The organism is Mycobacterium sp. E1214, from assembly GCF_001666755.1.
Classification (GTDB): domain Bacteria; phylum Actinomycetota; class Actinomycetes; order Mycobacteriales; family Mycobacteriaceae; genus Mycobacterium.
Window position 1 is genome coordinate 25,512 of record NZ_LZJC01000072.1, and the last position, 20,477, is coordinate 45,988.

General features: G+C 67.4%; 14 protein-coding genes and 2 rRNA genes. 8 read left to right on the forward strand and 8 right to left on the reverse strand.

Translation table 11 applies throughout. The annotated features are described in order from the left end of the window. Window positions 1-104: 104 nt before the first annotated feature. Window positions 105-3,212 (forward strand): 23S ribosomal RNA (locus A5700_RS08115). 92 nt (window positions 3,213-3,304) lie between these two features. Next, a 5S ribosomal RNA gene (gene rrf, locus A5700_RS08120) occupies window positions 3,305-3,417 on the forward strand. A gap of 52 nt (window positions 3,418-3,469) precedes the next feature. On the opposite strand, the gene A5700_RS08125 is transcribed toward rrf, so the two are convergent. Both A5700_RS08125 and A5700_RS08130 read right to left on the reverse strand, forming a co-directional pair. Continuing rightward, the gene (locus A5700_RS08125; protein ID WP_068073106.1) at window positions 3,470-3,973 is read right to left on the reverse strand and encodes a methylated-DNA--[protein]-cysteine S-methyltransferase; all 504 of its coding nucleotides are present in this window, start codon (window positions 3,971-3,973) and stop codon (window positions 3,470-3,472) included. After that, on the reverse strand, window positions 3,970-5,457 hold the full coding sequence (locus A5700_RS08130; RefSeq protein WP_068073104.1) for a DNA-3-methyladenine glycosylase 2 family protein: 1,488 nt from the start codon (window positions 5,455-5,457) through the stop codon (window positions 3,970-3,972). The genes A5700_RS08125 and A5700_RS08130 overlap by 4 nt, the downstream gene beginning before the upstream one ends. Before the next feature lie 49 nt (window positions 5,458-5,506). On the opposite strand from A5700_RS08130, the gene A5700_RS26565 reads away from it, so the two are divergent. Beyond that, window positions 5,507-5,962, forward strand: a complete 456-nt coding sequence (locus A5700_RS26565) for a hypothetical protein (protein ID WP_197502912.1) — start codon at window positions 5,507-5,509, stop codon at window positions 5,960-5,962. A 105-nt stretch (window positions 5,963-6,067) separates the two neighbouring features. Here the strand turns inward: A5700_RS26565 and A5700_RS26570 are convergent, their stop codons facing one another. The 3 genes from A5700_RS26570 to A5700_RS08145 all read right to left on the reverse strand — a co-directional run bounded on the left by A5700_RS26570 (window position 6,068) and on the right by A5700_RS08145 (window position 9,395). Further along, window positions 6,068-6,205 carry a hypothetical protein gene (locus A5700_RS26570; protein ID WP_197502911.1) on the reverse strand — a complete coding sequence of 46 codons (138 nt, stop codon included), beginning with the start codon at window positions 6,203-6,205 and terminating at the stop codon, window positions 6,068-6,070. After that, on the reverse strand, window positions 6,202-7,596 hold the full coding sequence (locus tag A5700_RS08140) for an OFA family MFS transporter (protein WP_068073164.1): 1,395 nt from the start codon (window positions 7,594-7,596) through the stop codon (window positions 6,202-6,204). Before A5700_RS08140 ends, A5700_RS26570 begins: the two co-directional genes overlap by 4 nt. Window positions 7,597-7,769: 173 nt before the next feature. Continuing rightward, the gene (locus tag A5700_RS08145) at window positions 7,770-9,395 is read right to left on the reverse strand and encodes an adenylate/guanylate cyclase domain-containing protein (protein WP_068073100.1); all 1,626 of its coding nucleotides are present in this window, start codon (window positions 9,393-9,395) and stop codon (window positions 7,770-7,772) included. A 45-nt stretch (window positions 9,396-9,440) separates the two neighbouring features. Between A5700_RS08145 and nucS the strand changes: the two genes are divergently transcribed. Both nucS and A5700_RS08155 read left to right on the forward strand, forming a co-directional pair. Further along, on the forward strand, window positions 9,441-10,112 hold the full coding sequence (gene nucS / locus A5700_RS08150) for an endonuclease NucS (protein WP_068073098.1): 672 nt from the start codon (window positions 9,441-9,443) through the stop codon (window positions 10,110-10,112). Between the two features lie 23 nt (window positions 10,113-10,135). Continuing rightward, window positions 10,136-10,438 (forward strand): hypothetical protein, encoded by a 303-nt coding sequence (locus A5700_RS08155; RefSeq protein WP_068073096.1) that lies wholly within the window; start codon window positions 10,136-10,138, stop codon window positions 10,436-10,438. Here the strand turns inward: A5700_RS08155 and mce are convergent, their stop codons facing one another. Then, a complete protein-coding gene (mce, locus tag A5700_RS08160; protein ID WP_197502914.1) occupies window positions 10,439-10,906 on the reverse strand; it encodes a methylmalonyl-CoA epimerase in 468 nt (155 codons plus the stop codon). Between the two features lie 78 nt (window positions 10,907-10,984). On the opposite strand from mce, the gene A5700_RS08165 reads away from it, so the two are divergent. Both A5700_RS08165 and A5700_RS08170 read left to right on the forward strand, forming a co-directional pair. Continuing rightward, window positions 10,985-12,166: an acetyl-CoA C-acetyltransferase gene (locus A5700_RS08165; protein WP_068073092.1), complete on the forward strand. Its 1,182-nt coding sequence runs from the start codon at window positions 10,985-10,987 to the stop codon at window positions 12,164-12,166. Window positions 12,167-12,343: 177 nt separating this feature from the next. Continuing rightward, complete coding sequence (locus tag A5700_RS08170; protein WP_068204615.1) at window positions 12,344-13,267, forward strand: tetratricopeptide repeat protein; 924 nt, start codon at window positions 12,344-12,346, stop codon at window positions 13,265-13,267. A gap of 16 nt (window positions 13,268-13,283) precedes the next feature. On the opposite strand, the gene glgB is transcribed toward A5700_RS08170, so the two are convergent. Both glgB and A5700_RS08180 read right to left on the reverse strand, forming a co-directional pair. Next, window positions 13,284-15,482, reverse strand: coding sequence for a 1,4-alpha-glucan branching protein GlgB (gene glgB / locus A5700_RS08175; RefSeq protein ID WP_068073089.1), 2,199 nt, complete (start codon window positions 15,480-15,482; stop codon window positions 13,284-13,286). A gap of 1 nt (window position 15,483) precedes the next feature. Continuing rightward, entirely contained in the window at window positions 15,484-17,598 is a 2,115-nt protein-coding gene (locus A5700_RS08180) for an alpha-1,4-glucan--maltose-1-phosphate maltosyltransferase (protein WP_231973884.1), read from the reverse strand. Window positions 17,599-17,828: 230 nt separating this feature from the next. Here A5700_RS08180 and glgP point away from each other — a divergent pair, with 230 nt between their 5' ends. After that, a complete protein-coding gene (gene glgP, locus A5700_RS08185) occupies window positions 17,829-20,474 on the forward strand; it encodes an alpha-glucan family phosphorylase (protein WP_068073085.1) in 2,646 nt (881 codons plus the stop codon). The last annotated feature ends 3 nt before the right edge of the window (window positions 20,475-20,477 follow it).

Below are 20,477 nucleotides of genomic sequence, written 5' to 3' on the forward strand. Positions count from 1 at the left end.
GTGGTGTTTGAGTATTGGATAGTGGTTGCGAGCATCTAGATGGATGCATTGCTTAGGCAGTGTGTCCGTCGAAATGTGTAATTTCTTCTTTGGTTTTTGTGTGTATGTAAGTGTTTAAGGGCGCATGGTGGATGCCTTGGCATCGAGAGCCGATGAAGGACGTGGGAGGCTGCGATATGCCTCGGGGAGCTGTCAACCGAGCTTTGATCCGAGGATTTCCGAATGGGGAAACCCAGCACGAGTGATGTCGTGTTACCCGCATCTGAATATATAGGGTGCGGGGGGGAACGCGGGGAAGTGAAACATCTCAGTACCCGTAGGAGAAGAAAACAATTGTGATTCCGTTAGTAGTGGCGAGCGAACGCGGAACAGGCTAAACCGCACGCATGTGTAACCGGGTAGGGGTTGTGTGTGCGGGGTTGTGGGAGGATACGTCTCAGCTCTACCTGGCTGAGAGGTAGTCAGAAAGTGTCGTGGTTAGCGGAAGTGGCCTGGGATGGCCCGCCGTAGACGGTGAGAGCCCGGTACGCGAAAACCCGTCACCTACCTTGTATCAATTCCCGAGTAGCAGCGGGCCCGTGGAATCTGCTGTGAATCTGCCGGGACCACCCGGTAAGCCTAAATACTTCTCGATGACCGATAGCGGATTAGTACCGTGAGGGAATGGTGAAAAGTACCCCGGGAGGGGAGTGAAATAGTACCTGAAACCGTGTGCCTACAATCCGTCAGAGCCTCCTCGTGGGGTGATGGCGTGCCTTTTGAAGAATGAGCCTGCGAGTCAGGGACACGTCGCGAGGTTAACCCGTGCGGGGTAGCCGCAGCGAAAGCGAGTCTGAATAGGGCGCATCCCCTTTGGGGTGTAGTGGCGTGTTCTGGACCCGAAGCGGAGTGATCTACCCATGGCCAGGGTGAAGCGCGGGTAAGACCGCGTGGAGGCCCGAACCCACTTAGGTTGAAGACTGAGGGGATGAGCTGTGGGTAGGGGTGAAAGGCCAATCAAACTCCGTGATAGCTGGTTCTCCCCGAAATGCATTTAGGTGCAGCGTTGCGTGGTTCACCACGGAGGTAGAGCTACTGGATGGCCGATGGGCCCTACTAGGTTACTGACGTCAGCCAAACTCCGAATGCCGTGGTGTAGAGCGTGGCAGTGAGACGGCGGGGGATAAGCTCCGTACGTCGAAAGGGAAACAGCCCAGATCGCCGGCTAAGGCCCCTAAGCGTGTGCTAAGTGGAAAAGGATGTGCAGTCGCAGAGACAACCAGGAGGTTGGCTTAGAAGCAGCCACCCTTGAAAGAGTGCGTAATAGCTCACTGGTCAAGTGATTGTGCGCCGATAATGTAGCGGGGCTCAAGCACACCGCCGAAGCCGCGGCATATTCACCGTACGGTGAGTATGGGTAGGGGAGCGTCCCTCATTCAGTGAAGCCTCCGGGTAACCGGTGGTGGAGGGTGGGGGAGTGAGAATGCAGGCATGAGTAGCGATAAGGCAAGTGAGAACCTTGCCCGCCGTAAGACCAAGGGTTCCTGGGCCAGGCCAGTCCGCCCAGGGTGAGTCGGGACCTAAGGCGAGGCCGACAGGCGTAGTCGATGGACAACGGGTTGATATTCCCGTACCCGTGTGTGCGCGCCCATGACGAATCAGCGGTACTAACCACCCAAATGGTGGTCTATCAATCCCTTCGGGGTGCGAGGATCACCGGCTGCGTGGGACCTTCGCTGGTAGTAGTCAAGCGATGGGGTGACGCAGGAAGGTAGCCGTACCAGTCAGTGGTAATACTGGGGCAAACCTGTAGGGAGAGCGATAGGCAAATCCGTCGCTCATATTCCTGAGAGGTGATGCATAGCCGATTGAGGCGAATTCGGTGATCCTCTGCTGCCAAGAAAAGCCTCTAGCGAGCTCACACACGGCCCGTACCCCAAACCAACACAGGTGGTCAGGTAGAGCATACCAAGGCGTACGAGATAACTATGGTTAAGGAACTCGGCAAAATGCCCCCGTAACTTCGGGAGAAGGGGGGCCGGAATACCGTGAACACCCTTGCGGTGGGAGCGGGATCCGGCCGCAGAAACCAGTGGGTAGCGACTGTTTACTAAAAACACAGGTCCGTGCGAAGTCGCAAGACGATGTATACGGACTGACGCCTGCCCGGTGCTGGAAGGTTAAGAGGACCCGTTAACTCGTAAGGGTGAAGCGGAGAATTTAAGCCCCAGTAAACGGCGGTGGTAACTATAACCATCCTAAGGTAGCGAAATTCCTTGTCGGGTAAGTTCCGACCTGCACGAATGGCGTAACGACTTCCCAACTGTCTCAACCATAGACTCGGCGAAATTGCACTACGAGTAAAGATGCTCGTTACGCGCGGCAGGACGAAAAGACCCCGGGACCTTCACTACAACTTGGTATTGGTGTTCGGTACGGTTTGTGTAGGATAGGTGGGAGACTGTGAAACCCCGACGCCAGTTGGGGCGGAGTCGTTGTTGAAATACCACTCTGATCGTATTGGACACCTAACCTCGAACCCTTATCGGGTTCAGGGACAGTGCCTGGCGGGTAGTTTAACTGGGGCGGTTGCCTCCTAAAATGTAACGGAGGCGCCCAAAGGTTCCCTCAACCTGGACGGCAATCAGGTGGCGAGTGTAAGTGCACAAGGGAGCTTGACTGCGAGACTTACAAGTCAAGCAGGGACGAAAGTCGGGACTAGTGATCCGGCACCTCTGAGTGGAAGGGGTGTCGCTCAACGGATAAAAGGTACCCCGGGGATAACAGGCTGATCTTCCCCAAGAGTCCATATCGACGGGATGGTTTGGCACCTCGATGTCGGCTCGTCGCATCCTGGGGCTGGAGCAGGTCCCAAGGGTTGGGCTGTTCGCCCATTAAAGCGGCACGCGAGCTGGGTTTAGAACGTCGTGAGACAGTTCGGTCTCTATCCGCCGCGCGCGTCAGAAACTTGAGGAAACCTGTCCCTAGTACGAGAGGACCGGGACGGACGAACCTCTGGTATACCAGTTGTTCCACCAGGAGCACCGCTGGATAGCCACGTTCGGACAGGATAACCGCTGAAAGCATCTAAGCGGGAAACCTTCTCCAAGATCAGGTTTCTCACCCTTTTAGAGGGATAAGGCCCCCCGCAGACCACGGGATCGATAGGTCAGACCTGGAAGCCCAGTAATGGGTGCAGGGAACTGGCACTAACCGGCCGAAAACTTACCAACACACAATCGCAACCACTATTCAGCTCCGCTGACATTTCTGTCGCGGATACTCTGGACACCGCATCCCGCCACCAAACAAATTTAAATAGAGTTACGGCGGCCACAGCGACAGGGAAACGCCCGGTCCCATTCCGAACCCGGAAGCTAAGCCTGTCAGCGCCGATGATACTGCCCTCTCGGGTGGAAAAGTAGGACACCGCCGAACATACACAAAAACACCCCCGGCAACGGGGGTGTTTTTGCATTTCGGGTAATGGTCAATCAAATAAAGTGGGCTCCGCATTTGTAGAAATGCGAGCCCTTTCCAATTGCAGCAGAGTCCGCTTACGGTCCAGGCCGCCACCGTAGCCGGTCAAGCTCCCATTCGCTCCGATGACGCGGTGGCAGGGAACGATGATCGCGATCGGATTGTGGCCATTGGCCAACCCGACGGCACGCGCGGAACCGGGCGCGCCGATCTGCTGCGCGATGACGCCGTAGGAGCGGGTTTCCCCGTACGGAATGGTGCGCAGCGCCCGCCACACCTTGCGTTGAAATTCGCTGCCCCGCAGTTCGATAGCGAAATCGAAGTCGGTGAGCTCGCCGGCGAAATAGGCGGCCAACTGCTCGACGGCCGCGCCGAACGCCGCCGGGTTGGGCGTCCAGCCGGTGCGGCTCGGCTCGTAGGTTTGGTCGACCATGCGCAAATGCGTCAAAACCGAATCCTGGCCGGCGAGGGTCAGCGGCCCGACGGGGCTGTCGACGGTGCGGTACTCGATCATGCGACCTCCTGTGGTGGCCAAGTGTTAACGGGGTGCTCGAGGGTGGTCCAGAGGTATTGGGTTGCGTAGGACCGCCACGGCCGCCACCGGGCGCTGTGGGCGATGAGGGCGCGCTCGTCGGTCGGCATGCCCACCTCCCGGGCGGCCACGCGCAGTCCGAGGTCGCTGGCGGGAAAGGCGTCGGGGTCGCCCAGGCCGCGCATCGCGATGACCTCGGCGGTCCAGGGGCCGATGCCGGGAACCGCCAACAATTGTGCGCGGGCGCTGGCCCAGTCGGTTCCGGTGTCCAGGCTGATGGATCCGTCGGCGAGGCCCGCGATCAGCGCGCTGAGCGTTCGCCGCCGGCTCCCGGGCACCGCCAGGTGGGTCGGGTCGATCTCGGCCAGGTCGTCGACCGACGGGAAGGTGTGGGTCAGCGTGCCCTCGGGGTCGTCGACGGGCCGGCCGTAGGCCGCGACGAGCCGCCCCGCATGGGTGCTCGCCGCCTTCGTCGACACCTGCTGGCCGAGGACCGCCCGCACGGCGAGTTCGGCCTCGTCGACTGTGCGGGGGATGCGCTGGCCGGGTGCCTTCGCGACCACCGGCGCCAACTGCGGGTCGGCGGCGAGGGCGTCGTCGACCGCTTCCGGATCGGCATCGAGATCCAGTAGCCGGCGGCAGCGGGCGATCGCGGTCGTCAGATCCCGGAAATCGTCGAGGACCAGCTGACACCGCACGTGATCGGGGGCCGGCCGCAACCCCACCACGGCGCTGCCGAAGGACAGCCGCAGCGTCCGCCGGTACGCGCCGTCGCGGATCTCTTCGCATCCCGGGACCCTGGTCGCGGCCAGGTGCCCGAACACGCCCGCGTAACCGAACGGCGTGCGCACCGGCAACCGCAGGCACACCGTCCCCGGCGATACGGCGTCCGTTCCGGGGCGCGCCGCCGTCCGTCGTCGCAGCACCGTCGGGGTGCTTTCGAACACCAGGCGCACGGTGTCGTTGAACTGGCGGATGCTGGAGAACCCGGCCGCGAACGCCACGTCGCCGAACGGCAGGTCGGTCGTCTCGATCAGCACCCGCGCGGTCTGGGCCCGCTGCGCGCGGGCCAGCGCCAGCGGCCCGGCACCGACCTCCGCTTGCAGCAGCCGTTCGAGCTGGCGCGGGGTGTAACCCAGGTGCGCGGCCAGGCCGCCGACGCCCTCACGATCGACCGTGCCGTCGGCGATCAGCCGCATGGTGCGGGCGACGACGTCGCCGCGGACATTCCATTCCGGGGATCCGGGGGAGGCGTCGGGCCGGCAGCGCTTGCAAGCCCGGAAACCGGCGCGCTGCGCCGCCGCCGCGGTCGGATAGAACCGCACGTTGCGGGCGAACGGCGGTCGCACCGGGCAGCTGGGCCGGCAATAGATGCGGGTGGTCAGGACCGCGGTGACGAACCAGCCGTCGAACCGCGCGTCCTTGGACTGGACGGCGCGGTAGCAACGGTCGAAATCGTCATGCACGCTGTCAACACTTACACCGCCGCGCCGACAACACTGGCGGAAAACCGACATGGTAGTGGCGCCGCCGTCGCCCGGTCTGCGGGTGCAGGCAAAGACGGGGCGGCAGGAGTGGCCGCGCCACCCCTGCCGCCCCAACAACTACTACGGGCCGGGAGGCGTCCCGACGCACACGCCGCCGGCGCACGCCCCCGCGCCGCCGGGACCGGCGGACGCCCCGGCGCCCGGCACCCCGGCGCTCGCACCGCCCGGACCCGCACCGGCGCCGCCGCCCGGCACAGCGGTGGTGGCACCGCCCGGTCCGACGGTGGGGCCGCCCGGGCCGCCCGGCGCGGTGCCGGAGGGGGCCGTCGTGGTCACGCTGGCAGGCGTCGTCACGGTCGTGGTCACCGTCGAGGTGGAGGGATTCTTGTTCTTGTCGCCCGAGCCGCACCCCGCGGTCAAACTGCTGAGCGCGATCGCCGCGGCAATGCCCGCCGCGAGAGAAACGCGGCGGGCAGTTCCGTAACCGGTCATGTCATACCCAATCTCTCTACGTGCCGATGTCAGCAGTGCATCTACCCATTCGCGGGAAAAATCAAGCACCGAGTTACGCGATGGCGCCCGAGCGGCGTCAGCGGCCGAACAACTGGGCGATTTTCGCGACGAGTTGCCAGACCCCGTAACCGAACGGAACCGTGACCCACAACCACGTGAGGGCCGCGGGGAGCACCCCGAGGCGACGGTGCGGGGCGGCGGCGGTGTCCGTCATGGCTGGGTCTCCGATCCTTGGGCGGGAATCATTTCTGGCACCGCGGCGGGGGCCTCGTCGGAGACCGCCGCGCGCTCGTAGTGGCGGGCGGCCACCGGCCGCACCAGCTCGTTGCAGACGAAACCGGCGATCAACAGCGCGATCATGACCGCGAAGGAGGCGAGATACAGATCGGGTCCGTGCTTGCCGCTCGCCTCCTGCGAGTCCGCGATGGCGTTGACGATGAGCGGACCCAGCACCCCCGCGGCGGACCAGGCCGTCAGCAACCGGCCGTGGATGGCGCCGACCTGGTAGCCGCCGAACAGGTCGCGCAGGTAGGCCGGGAGTGTGGAGAAGCCCGCCCCGTAGAACGACAGGATCCCCACGGTGCACAGCAGAAAGGTGACCTTGCTGGCGTTGGTGGTCAGCGCCAGCGTCAGGTACAACAGGGCGCCGCCGCCCAGGTAGAGCCGGTAGATGTTCTTGCGCCCCACCGCGTCCGACAACGACGACCAGCCGATCCTGCCCAGCATGTTGGCCAGCGACAGCAGCGCGACGAACCCCGCGGCCGCCGCGGCCGCGGCGACGCCCTTCGGAGCGGGAAAGAAGTCCTGCCAGATGGGCGACGCCTTCTCCAGGATGCCGATTCCGGCCGTCACGTTGAAGCACAACACCACCCATAGCAACCAGAACTGCGGCGTCCTGCTGGCGACGGCGGCCGAGACACCAGCGGACGCAACCCGTGGTACCCCCGCGCGCGGCTCGGGATGCCAGCCCGCCGGTGCCCATCCCGGTGCCGGCACCCGGATCAGCAGCCAGCCCATCGACATGAACACCGCGTAGCTGCACCCCATGACGACGAAGGTCTTGGCGACGCCGTGGGTGCTGGTGCGCCCGAAGGAGGTGAGCAGGCTGTTGGTCCAGGGCGACGCGATCAGCGCGCCCCCGCCGAAACCCATGATCGCCAGTCCGGTCGCCATCCCCGGCCGGTCGGGGAACCACTTGATCAGCGTGGACACCGGCGAGATGTATCCGACGCCCAGCCCGACGCCGCCCACCACGCCGTAACCGAGCAACACCAGCCAGTATTGGCCGATCCACTCCCCGGCCCCGGCGATCAATAACCCGCTGCAGAAGCACACGGTGGCCACGAACATGGCCCAGCGCGGACCATAACGGTCGACGCGCGTGCCGAACACGGCCGCGGAAAGGCCAAGCATGACAATGCCGATGGTGAACGGCATGGCGCTGGCGGTGCCGGACACGTGCAGCGACTTCTCCAGCGGGATCTTGAAGACGCTCCACGCGTAGACCGAACCGATCGCGAGGTGGATGGACAGGGCGGCGGGCGGCACCAGCCACCGACTCCATCCGGGCCCCGCGACAATCCTCGAACGGTCCAGCAAGCCAATGGTTGTCACGAAGCACCTTTCCCAGTGAAGCGGTTGCGGCTGTGTGCCCGCCGTCACTATCGGCCGGGGTGACCCGGCGGTCAAGGCGTTTCTGGTTATCGCCTGATAGCTGAAAGCTATTGGCGCCGAGGCGGTTTAGCGACCTGGGATGGTGCTCGTTTGCGTACCGGCGGCTACTGGGCGCAGTCGGCGCCGCCGGCCAGATGCGCCAGCCGGGTGGGACGTTCGTAGCCGCGCAGGGTCACCGTCTCGCCCAACGACCAATGCTCCTGCTCGTCAGCGCTGGAGCGTTCGACCACGTCAGCGGTGGCGAGCATGTGGCACGGGTGCGACTTGGCCAGCTCGCACAGCCGGGCCGCCTCGTTGACCGGTTCGCCGATGACGGTGTACTCGAAACGTTCGCGGGCGCCGACGTTTCCGGCAACGACCTGCCCGGCCGCCACCCCGATGCCCGCCTGCAGTTCGGACATCTCGTTGCTCAGCCGCTCGGCGATGCGTCGCGCGGCGGCCAGCGCCTGGTCTCCCGGCGAGTCGAGACGGTTGGGTGCGCCGAAGACGGCCAGCGTGGCGTCGCCCTCGAACTTGTTGACCAGCCCGCAGTGCCGGTCGACCTCCTCGACGACGATGCTGAAGAACCGGTTGAGCACGCCGACCACCTCGGACGGGCGGCGGCTGGTCACCAATTGCGTGGACCCGACGATGTCGATGAACACGACGGCGACGTGGCGTTCCTCGCCGCCCAGCTTCGGGCGCTCGCGCTCGGCGGCCAGCGCCACCTCGCGGCCGACGTGCCGGCCGAACAGGTCGCGGACCCGTTCGCGCTCGCGCAACCCGTCGACCATCGCGTTGAAACCCCGTTGCAGCTCACCGAGTTCCGTGCCGTCGAACACCACCAGGTCGCCGCGCAGGTCGCCGCGCTCGACGCGCCGCAGGGCGGCGCGCACCACCCGGACCGGGGTGGCCGTCAGCCAGGCCAGGATCCACATCAGGATGAAACCGAAGATCAGGGTGGCCGACGCCAGGATCAGCACCGCGACGCTCAACTGGGTCTTCGTTAGATTGCCCAGGACCAGGGCGAAAAACGCCGTCAGCGCGATGCCGAAGACCGGCACCCCGGAGCTGAGTGCCCACACGGTCAGGGTGCGTCCCATGATGCCCGGCGCCAGCCGCCGCGGTGCGGTGCCGGCCTCGAGCGCCTGCGCCGCGACCGGGCGCAGCGCGAACTCCGTGAGCAGGTAGCACGCGGTGGCGACCAGGATGCCGCAGAAGCTGACCGGGAAGCCCACGATCGGGATGAAGGTGGTGTTGACCAGTCCGTACAAGGTGGTCAACACGGCGGCGCCGATCACCCACAGGATGAGCACGCCGAGCGCCAGGTGGAACGGGGCGACGAACGTGTTCCGTTCGTCGGTCGCGGTGGGCGGGCGCTCCTCGATGGCCCACCGCAGGGTGGCCAGCGTCCGCCGGGTGATCAGGAAGGTGCCCAGCGCCAACGCGACCGCGATGTAGGCCGGCGAGACGCCGAAGGTGATCCACAGCGGGGCGTCGCTGAAGACGCTGGGCGACGGAAAGGCAACGGTGAGCAGCAGGGTGGCGACGCCGATGCCGATCAGGTTGGTGCCGAGGATGAACGCGGTGATGATGACCTGGATGCGGACGCGCCGGCGGCTCTGGCTTTCCGACGGCCGGCCCAGGAGCAGCGAACCGTACGCGGGGGTTTCCGGCAGGCGGCCGCTTTGGCGGGTCACTCGTTCCAGCACCCGACCGATGCGCTGCGCCAAGCTCCTGTTGCCCGCCATGGTGGCGTCAGCCTAATTTGTCGACCACGCTCTAAGGTGAGTCGGGTGCGTCTAGTGATCGCCCAGTGCACTGTCGATTACGTCGGCCGGCTCACCGCGCATCTGCCGTCGGCGCGCCGGCTGCTGCTGTTCAAGGCCGACGGGTCGGTGAGCGTGCACGCCGACGACCGCGCCTACAAGCCGCTCAACTGGATGAGCCCGCCCTGCTGGGTGACCGAGGAGCTCGCCGGCGAGGCGCCCGTGTGGGTGGTGCAGAACAAGGCGGGCGAACAGCTGCGCATCACCGTCGAGGAGATCGAGCACGACTCCAGCCATGACCTGGGGGTGGACCCGGGCCTGGTCAAAGACGGTGTCGAAGCGCACCTGCAGGCGTTGCTGGCCGAGCACGTCCAGCTGCTGGGGGAGGGCTACACCTTGGTGCGCCGCGAATACATGACCGCGATCGGGCCGGTAGACCTGCTGTGCCGCGACGAGCAGGGCGCGTCGGTGGCGGTGGAGATCAAGCGCCGCGGCGAGATCGACGGGGTCGAGCAGCTCACCCGCTACCTGGAACTGCTCAATCGGGACAGCGTCTTGGCGCCCGTCAAGGGCGTGTTCGCCGCCCAGCAGATCAAACCACAGGCCCGCACGCTGGCCACCGATCGCGGAATACGGTGCCTGACATTGGATTACGACAAGATGCGCGGGATGGACAGCGACGAATACCGGTTGTTCTAGGCGCCGACGAATACACTGGCCGCATGGCCAGGCGCCGCACTCCGCCGCCCCGGCGGCGGCCGTTTGCGCCCCCGCCGGCGCTGCGGCGCGTCGAGACCGGGCCGGATGGCCATGACTACGAGGTGCGGCCCGTCGCCGCCGCGCGGGCCGTCAAAACGTACCGCTGCCCCGGTTGCGATCACGAAATCCGTTCGGGCACAGCCCATCTGGTGGTGTGGCCCGCCGAGGCGGGAGCGGGCGCGGGGCTGGTCGACGACCGGCGGCACTGGCACACCCCCTGCTGGGCGCACCGCGCCACCCGGGGGCCGACCCGAAAGTGGTCCTGACTAGCTGGCCGGCTCGACGAGTTCGAGCAGCACGCCGCCGGCGTCCTTGGGGTGGACGAAGTTGATGCGCGAGTTTGCGGTGCCACGCCGCGGCGCGTCGTAGATCAGCCGGATCCCCTGCGCGCGCAGCCGCTCGACCAAGGTGTCCAAGTCGCTGACCCGCACCGCCATCTGCTGGATGCCGGGACCACGCTTGTCGAGGAATTTCGCGATGGTCGACGACTCGTCGATCGGGGCCATCAGCTGAATCTGCGCCGAGCCGGCCGGGGCGCCGCGCACGGCCAGCATGGCTTCGCGGATCCCCTGGTCCTCGTTGACTTCCTCGTGCAGCACGATCATGCCGAGCTGGTCGTGGTACCACCGCTTTGCCGCATCCAGGTCGGCGACCGCGATGCCGACATGATCGATCGCCGTCACCAGCGCGCTGGCCAGGACCTGACGGGCGTCAACTTGATCGGTCGTCATCACATAACGGTAACCTGGCAGCACAGGTCCCGCTTCTCCGGGAGGCCAAATCGGCCGTTTGCGCGCGCGTAGGAGGTTGTCATGACGACGTCGGTCATCGTTGCTGGGGCACGGACTCCCATCGGCAAACTGATGGGTTCGCTGAAGGATTTCTCGGCCAGCGACCTGGGCGCGATCGCGATCGCCGGCGCGCTCGAGAAGGCCCACGTCGCCGCCTCGCAGGTCGAGTACGTGATCATGGGCCAGGTGCTGACGGCCGGCGCCGGGCAGATGCCGGCGCGGCAGGCCGCCGTCGCTGCGGGCATCGGCTGGGACGTCCCGTCGCTGACCATCAACAAGATGTGCCTGTCTGGGATCGACGCCATCGCCCTGGCCGACCAGCTGATTCGCGCGGGCGAGTTCGACGTGGTGGTGGCCGGCGGGCAGGAGTCGATGACCAAGGCCCCGCATTTGCTGATGGACAGCCGGGCGGGCTACAAGTACGGCGACGTGACCGTCCTGGACCACATGGCCTACGACGGCCTGCACGACGTGTTCACCGACCAGCCGATGGGCGCGCTCACCGAGCAACGCAACGACCTGGACAAGTTCACCCGCGCCGAGCAGGACGAGTTCGCTGCCCGGTCCCACCAGAAGGCCGCCGCGGCGTGGAAGGACGGCGTCTTCACCGACGAGGTGGTGGCAGTCAATATCCCTCAGCGCAAGGGGGATCCGCTGCAATTCGCCGAGGACGAGGGCATCCGGCCCAACACCACGGCCGACTCCCTGGCCGGGTTGAAGCCGGCGTTCCGGCGTGACGGCACGATCACCGCGGGTTCGGCGTCGCAGATCTCCGACGGTGCGGCCGCGGTGGTGGTGATGAATAAGGCCAAGGCGCAGGAGTTGGGCCTGACCTGGCTGGCGGAGATCGGGGCGCACGGCGTGGTGGCCGGGCCCGACTCGACGCTGCAGTCCCAGCCCGCCAACGCGATCAAGAAGGCCATCGCCCGTGAGGGCATCGCCGTCGACCAGCTCGACGTCGTGGAGATCAACGAGGCGTTCGCGGCCGTGGCCCTGGCCTCCACCCGCGAGCTCGGCCTCGACCCCGACATCGTCAACGTCAACGGTGGTGCGATCGCCGTCGGGCACCCCATCGGGATGTCGGGGGCCCGGATCACGCTACACGCCGCCCTGGAATTGGCGCGTCGCGGCTCCGGTTACGCCGTGGCCGCGCTGTGCGGGGCCGGCGGGCAGGGCGATGCGCTGATTCTGCGCGCCGGATAGTTCGCCGGCGCCCCGGCGCGACGTTGCTGGGCGACCGCCCGCGACGAGGCGTTGTGATATTCGTCATACTTGCCGTTCGGCAAGCCCGCGGGGTGCCGGCGCGCTCGCCGGTGCGTGCCCGTTACGGCCGCGCGACCGGGTGGAGCGGCGGACGCCGCGCATGACAAACTGGTCGGCGTGACGCGTCCGCGACCCCCGATCGGCCCCGCGATGGCTGGCGCGATCGACCTGTCCGGCCTCAAGCAACGGGCCCAGCAACCAGCGCCGGGCAGCGGCCCGAGCGGCGCGGCGGCGCCCGCCGCGCAGGGCGACGCGGGCGGCACCGCGATCACCGAGGCCAATTTCGAAAGCGACGTGCTGCTTCGGTCCGAAGAGGTGCCGGTGGTCGTCGTGCTGTGGTCGCCCCGCAGCGACGCGTGCGTGCAGCTGCTCGACACCTTCGCCGCCCTGGCCGCGTCGGACAACGGCAGCTGGTCGCTGGCGACGGTCAACGTGGACGTGGCGCCCCGGGTCGCGCAGATCTTCGGGGTCGACGCCGTCCCCACCGTGGTGGCGTTGGCGGCCGGGCAGCCGATCTCCAGCTTCCAGGGGATGCAGCCGGCCGAGCAGTTGCGCGGCTGGCTCGACCAGATCCTGTCGGCCACCGCCGGAAAGCTGCGGGGGCCAAGCGGTTCGACGGACTCCGCGGCGGTGGACCCGGAGCTGGCCGCCGCGCGCGACCAGCTCGAGGCGGGCGATTTCGAGTCCGCCAAGGCGTCCTACGAGGCGATCCTGGAGGCCAATCCGGGCAGCGCCGAGGCCAAGGGCGCAATCCGCCAGATCGACTTCCTCATGCGCGCAACGGCGCAGCGGCCCGACGCCGTCGCGGTCGCCGACGCCGTGCCCGGCGACATCGAGGCCGCTTTCGCGGCCGCGGACGTCGAGGTCCTCAACCAGGATCCCGGCGCGGCGTTCGACCGCCTGATTGCGTTGGTGCGCCGCACCTCCGGCGACGACCGGACCCGGGTGCGGACCCGGCTGATCGAGCTGTTCGAACTCTTCGACCCCGCCGATCCGGACGTCATCACCGGGCGGCGCAACCTGGCCAACGCGCTGTATTGAGCCGCCTAGGCCCGCACTACCGCTCGGGCTCGAGCCAGATCGCCGACGTCGGGGGCAGCACCAGCACCGCCGACGCGGGCCGACCGTGCCACGGGTCCTCGGTCGCGTCCACGCCGCCCATGTTGCCGATGCCCGCGCCGTTGTAGTCGGTGGCGTCGGTGTTGAGCACTTCCCGCCACCGGCCCGCGGCCGGCAGGCCGAGCCGGTATCCGCTGTGCTCGGCGCCCGCGAAGTTGAACACGCATGCCATCACCGAGCCGTCGCTGCCGTAGCGCAGGAAGCTCAGCACGTTGTTGCCGGAGTCGTTGGCGTCAATCCAGGAGTAGCCGTCGGGAATGGTGTCCTGGCTCCACAGCGCGGGCCGAGCGCGGTAAATGGCGTTGATGTCGCGCACCAGGCGCAGCACGCCGTTGGAGAAGCCCTGCTCGTCGAGTTGCCACCAGTCCAGGCCGCGCTCCTCGGACCATTCGGCCCGCTGGCCGAATTCCTGACCCATGAACAGCAGTTGCTTGCCGGGGTGCGCCCACTGGTAGGCCAGCAGGCTGCGCAGCCCGGCGGCCTTGGTGTGGTTGTTGCCCGGCATCCGGCCCCACAGCGTGCCCTTGCCGTGCACCACCTCGTCGTGGCTCAGCGGAAGCACGTAGTTTTCGCTGAACGCGTAGAGCATCGAGAAGGTGATCTCGCCGTGGTGGAAGCTGCGGTGGATCGGGTCACGGCTGAGGTAGTCCAGCGTGTCGTGCATCCAGCCCATGTTCCACTTCATCGAGAAGCCAAGGCCGCCAAGGCTGGTCGGCCGCGTCACACCGGGCCACGAGGTGGATTCCTCGGCGATGGTGACGATACCGGGCGCCGCCTTGTGCGCGGTCGCGTTCATTTCTTGAAGGAACTGCACGGCCTCGAGGTTCTCGCGGCCCCCGTAGATGTTGGGTGTCCAGCCGCCGGCGGGACGCGAGTAGTCCAGGTAAAGCATGGACGCGACGGCGTCGACCCGTAGGCCGTCGATGTGGTACTCCTCCAGCCAGTACAGGGCGTTGGCCACCAGGAAGTTGCGGACCTCGGCGCGGCCGAAGTCGAAAACGTAGGTGCCCCAGTCTAATTGCTCGCCCCGTTTCGGGTCGGCGTGCTCGTAGAGCGGGGTGCCGTCGAACCGTCCCAGTGCCCAGGCGTCCTTGGGGAAGTGCGCCGGGACCCAGTCGACGATGACGCCGATGCCGGCCGCGTGCAGCGCGTCGACGAACGCCCGAAATTCGTCCGGCGAACCGAAGCGTGACGTCGGCGCATAGTAGGACGTGACCTGGTAACCCCACGACCCCGCGAAGGGATGCTCGGCGACCGGCAGCAGCTCGACGTGGGTAAACCCTTGCTCGACAACGTAATTGACCAGTTCATCGGCGAGCTGGCGGTAGTTGAGGCCGGGACGCCACGAACCCAGGTGCACTTCGTAGGTGCTCATCGGCTCGAAAACCGGGTTCCGGCCGGCGCGCTGGGTCATCCAGTCGCCGTCCTGCCACGTGTAGTCGCTGCGGGTGACCCGCGACGCGGTGTGCGGCGGCACCTCGGTGGCGAACGCCATCGGGTCGGCCCGCTCGGTGACCACGTCGTCGGCCCCGTGCACGCGGAACTTGTACAGCCCGCCGACGGGGAAGCCGGGCCAGAACAGCTCCCACACACCGGAGGATCCGAGCGACCGCATGGGTGCCTCGTTGCCGGTCCACCCGTTGAACTCGCCGATCAGGCTGACGCCCTTGGCGTTGGGCGCCCACACGGCGAACGACACGCCGTCGACCACGCCATCGGCGGTCGTGAACGAACGCGGATGCGCGCCAAGGACTTCCCACAGTCGCTCATGGCGGCCCTCGCCGAACAGGAACAGGTCGACCTCACCCAGCGTGGGCAGAAACCGGTATGCATCGGCGACGACGTAGGGCTCGGCGCCCTCGTAGGTGATCTGCAACCGGTAGTCGATGAGGTTGACGAACGGCAGCGCCACCGCGAACAGGCCAGAATCGACGTGCTGCAGCGGGAAGCGCTCGTCGCCGACCAGCGCGACGACCTCCGCCGCGTGCGGGCGGAAGGCGCGGATCACGGTGTGGTCGCCGTATTCGTGGGCCCCCAGCACGCCGTGCGGGTTGTAGTGGGTGCCGGACACCAGGCGGGCCACATCGGCCGGGTCGGGCGCCAGGTTCGTCTGGGCGAGTTGGTCGGCTTGGCTCATTTCACAGTCCCTCCGGTCCGTTCGGTGGCCTACGGAGCAGCTTCATGCGCGAATCTGCAGGCACGAGCGGCATGTTGATGACGTGGGCGACCGCCTGCGCCGGATCGAGGCGGACGTAGTTGTCCTGGCCCCACTGGAATTCTTGACCGGTGATCTCGTCGCGCACCCAAAAGCGCTCATAGGGCTCCATACCCAATGCCGCCATGTCCAAAAACAGCGTCGCCTCCTCGGGCCCGTACGCGTTGAGCGTCACGACCACCAGCACGCAGTCGCCGGTCACCGGATCGAACTTGCTGTAGGCCAGCAACGCGTCGTTGTCGACGCTGTGGAAATGGATGGTGCGCAGCTGCTGCAGCGCGGGGTGGAGGCGGCGAATCCCGTTGAGCTGCGTGAGGAACGGCTCCAGCGAGCGTCCCTGCGCCAGCGCACCCTCGAAGTCGCGGGGCCGCAGCTCGTACTTCTCGGAGTCCAGGTACTCCTCGCTGCCCTCCCGCACAGCGCGGTGCTCGAACAGCTCGTAGCCCGAATACACGCCCCACGCCGGGCCCATGGTCGCCGCCAGCACCGCCCGGATCGCAAACATGCCGGGGCCGTTGTGCTGCAGGATCGCGTGCAGGATGTCGGGGGTGTTGACGAACAGATTCGGGCGCCGGAAGTCCGCCGCTTCGGCGATGGCCTCGCCGAACTCGATGAGCTCCCGCTTGGCCGTCCGCCAGGTGAAGTAGCTGTAGGACTGCGTGAAGCCGAGTTTGGCCAACCCGTACTGGCGCGCCGGCGGCGTGAAGGCCTCGGAGAGAAACAGGACGTCGGGATCGATCGACTTCACCTGCGCGATCAGCCAGGCCCAGAAGTTCGGCGGCTTGGTGTGCGGGTTGTCGACCCGAAAGATCTTGACGCCGTGGTCCATCCAGTGCCGTACCACCCGCAGCACCTCGTCGTAGAGGCCGGCCGGGTCGTTGTCGAAGTTGAGCGGATAGATGTCCTGGTACTTCTTCGGCGGGTTCTCCGCGTAGGCGATGGTCCCGTCGGGCAGTTCGGTGAACCAGTTGCGGTGATCACGCGCCCACGGGTGGTCGGGCGCGCACTGCAGCGCCAAGTCCAGCGCCACCTCCATGCCCAGGTCGCGCGTCGCGGCGACGAACGCGTCGAAATCCTCGATCGTCCCCAGGTCTGGGTGGACCGCGTCGTGGCCGCCCTCGTCGCTGCCGATCGCCCACGGCGACCCCACGTCGCCGGGTGCGGCGGTTGGATTGTTGTTGCGGCCCTTGCGGTGCACCTTGCCGATGGGATGGATCGGCGGCAGGTAGACCACGTCGAAGCCCATCGCCGCAATGCGGGGCAGCGCCGCGGTCGCGGTGGCGAAGGTGCCGTGCACGGGGTTGCCGTCGGCGTCCCAGCCGCCGGTGGACCGCGGGAAGAACTCGTACCACGAGCCGAACCGCGCGAGGGGCCGGTCCACCCAGACGCCGTACTGCTCACCGCGGGTGAGCAGATCGCGCAGGGGGAAGGTCGCCAGGATCTGCTCGACCTCGGGCGACAACGCCAACGCCGAACGCGTCGCGGGATCGCCTGGGGTACGCAGCGCCTCGGCGGCCGCCAGCACCGGGTCGCGCTGCGCGCGCGGCACGCCCGTGGCGGCGCGCTCGAACAGCGCGGCTCCGACCAGCAGGTCGTTGGACAGCTCCGACTCGCCCTGGCCGGCGTCCAGTTTGGCGTGCAATCCGTGCCGCCAGGACTCGATCGGGTCGCCCCACCCGTCCACCCGGAACGTCCACAGCCCGACGCGGTCGGGCGAGAACTGCCCGTTGAAGACGTACGGCTCGGCGCCCAGGGTCATGGGCAGCAGCAGCGGCTTGACCCGCTGCTGTTCGGCCTTGCCGTCGAGCTCCGTGATCGGCTTCGTCGGCGCCTGAACCGCTTTGACGCGACGGGTCTCGGCTACCTGGGGGTAGGCAGGCCCCAGGTAACGCACCACCAGCGTTGCGGCGACGGCCTCGTGGCCCTCGCGCCACACCGCGGCGCTGACCGGGACGACCTCGCCGACCACCGCCTTGGCGGGATAGCCGCCGCACGACACGACGGGCTGGACATTATCGATCTCGACACGACCGGGCACCACCACTCCGTTCCGATTGTGTGCGGCCCGCGGCGTGCTCCGCGCGGTTGCCGCTCGTCGGGAAAATTCCTGTCGTGGGGAACTTTCTCTCTGGGGAAGCAACTCTGCGGCCCCACTCACTACTCACTACCCACCCTAGGGTCCGGTCACACGCGCGACCCGAAAGCGGGGCAAAAGCCCCGCCCGCGGCCGTCGTGCGTGGGCAGCGATCGTCAGTAAGGTAGGGATGCGTGAAAGCACTCCGCCGGTTCACCGTCCGTGCTCACCTCCCCGAGCGTCTGACCGCGCTGGATCAGCTGTCGACCAACCTGCGCTGGTCCTGGGACAGGCCCACCCAAGACCTGTTCGCCACCATCGACCCGCAGCTGTGGCAGCGCTGCGGTTGCGACCCGGTGGCGTTGCTGGGAGCGGTCAACCCGGCCCGCCTCGACGACCTGGCGCTCGACGAGGCGTTCCTCGGCCGACTCGACTCGCTGGCCGCCGACCTCGACGACTACCTGAGCCGGCCGCTGTGGTACCAGCAGCAGCAGGAAAACGGCCAGCCGATGCCGACCGCGATCGCCTACTTCTCGATGGAGTTCGGCGTCGCCGAGGTGCTGCCGAACTACTCGGGCGGCCTGGGAATCCTGGCCGGCGACCACCTGAAGTCCGCCTCGGACCTGGGAGTCCCGCTGATCGCGGTGGGCCTGTATTACCGGTCCGGTTACTTCCGGCAGTCGCTGACCGGCGACGGCTGGCAGAACGAGACCTACCCGTCGCTGGATCCGCAGGGCCTGCCCTTGCGCCTGCTCACCGACGCCGCCGGGGAGCCCGCGCTGGTGGAGCTGACGCTGCCCGACGCCGCGCAATTGCGCGCCCGGATCTGGATCGCCCAGGTGGGCAGGGTGCCGTTGCTGCTGCTCGACTCCGACGTCCCGGAAAACGAGCACGACCTGCGCGGCGTCACCGACCGCCTGTACGGCGGCGACCAGGAGCACCGGCTGCGCCAGGAGATCCTGGCCGGCGTCGGCGGGGTCCGCGCGATTCGGGCGTTCACCGCCATCGAGGGCCGGCCCGCGCCCGAGGTGTTCCACATGAACGAGGGGCACGCCGGCTTCTTGGGCGCCGAGCGCATCCGCGAGTACATGACCGACGCGGGTCTGGACTTCGACACGGCGCTGACGGCGGTCCGCGCCGGCACGGTGTTCACCACGCATACCCCGGTGCCGGCCGGCATCGACCGGTTCCCCCTCGAGATGGTGCGCCTCTATCTCGACGGGCGGCCCCAGGCGCGCGACGCCGCGGCCGGTGCCGGCGCCCGGGACGCGGCCGTCCCGTCGCTGCTGCCCGGGGTGCCCACCGAGCGCATCCTGGCGCTCGGGGCCGAAGACGACCCGACCAAGTTCAACATGGCGCACATGGGCCTGCGGCTCGCGCAGCGGGCCAACGGCGTCTCGTCGCTGCACGGGCGCGTCAGCCGGGAGATGTTCAACGAGCTGTGGCCGGGATTCGACGCCGACGAGGTGCCGATCGGGTCGATCACCAACGGCGTGCACGCGCGGACCTGGGCGGCGCCGCAATGGCTGCAGCTGGGCCAGGAGCTGGTCGGGTCGGACTCGTTCTCCGATCCCGGTGTCTGGCTGCGGCTCAAGCAGGTCGACGCCGGGCACCTGTGGTGGATCCGCTCGCAGCTGCGGTCGCTGCTGGTCGACGACGTCCGGCGGCGGCTGCGCCGCTCCTGGCTGGAGCGCGGCGCTTCGGACGCCGAATTGAGTTGGATCGCAACGGCTTTCGATCCGAACGTGTTGACCATCGGCTTTGCCCGCCGGGTGCCCACCTACAAGCGGCTGACGCTGATGCTGCGCGACCCCAACCGGCTCGAGCAGTTGCTGCTCGACGAGGAGCGGCCCATTCAGCTGATCGTCGCGGGGAAGTCGCACCCGGCCGACGACGGCGGCAAGGCGCTGATCCAGCAGGTGGTGCGCTTCGCCGACCGGCCGCAGGTGCGGCACCGCATCGCCTTCCTGCCCGACTACGACATGTCCATGGCGCGGCTGCTGTACTGGGGCTGCGACGTCTGGCTGAACAACCCGCTGCGGCCGCTGGAGGCCTGCGGCACGTCGGGAATGAAGAGCGCGCTCAACGGCGGCCTGAACCTGTCGATCCGCGACGGCTGGTGGGACGAATGGTACGACGGCGAAAACGGTTGGGAGATACCGTCCGCCGACGGCGTGGCCGATGAGGCCCGGCGTGACGACCTGGAGTCCAGCGCCCTCTACGGCCTGCTGGAGCAGGCCGTGGCGCCGAAGTTCTACGAGCGTGACGAGCACGGGGTGCCGCCGCGGTGGATCGAGATGGTGCGCCACACCGTGCAAACCCTGGGCCCGAAGGTGCTGGCGTCGCGGATGGTGCGTGACTACGTCGAGCGGTACTACCTGCCGGCGGCGCAGTCGCTGCGCGCGACGATCGCGCCCGCCGAAGACGACGCGGGTAGCGGCGAATTCGGCGCCGCGCGGGAGGTGGCCGCCTACCGCCGCCGGGCCGAGGAGGCGTGGCCCAAGATCGTCGTCTCCGACGTCGACAGCACCGGCCTGCCGGACAGCCCGGTGCTGGGCTCCAAGCTGACGCTGACCGCCACCGTGGCGCTGGCCGGGCTGGCCCCCGACGAGGTCACCGTGCAGGCCGTGGTGGGCCGGGTGGACGGCAGCGACGCGCTGCTCAACCCGGTCACCGTGGAGATGTCCTACACCGGCACCGCCGAGGGCGGCAACCAGGTGTTCTCCACCACGACGCCGTTGCCGCTCGCGGGGGCGGTCGGGTACACGGTGCGGGTGCTGCCGCGCCACCCGATGCTCGCCGCGAGCAACGAGCTCGGCCTGGTCACGCTGGCGCGCTAGCCG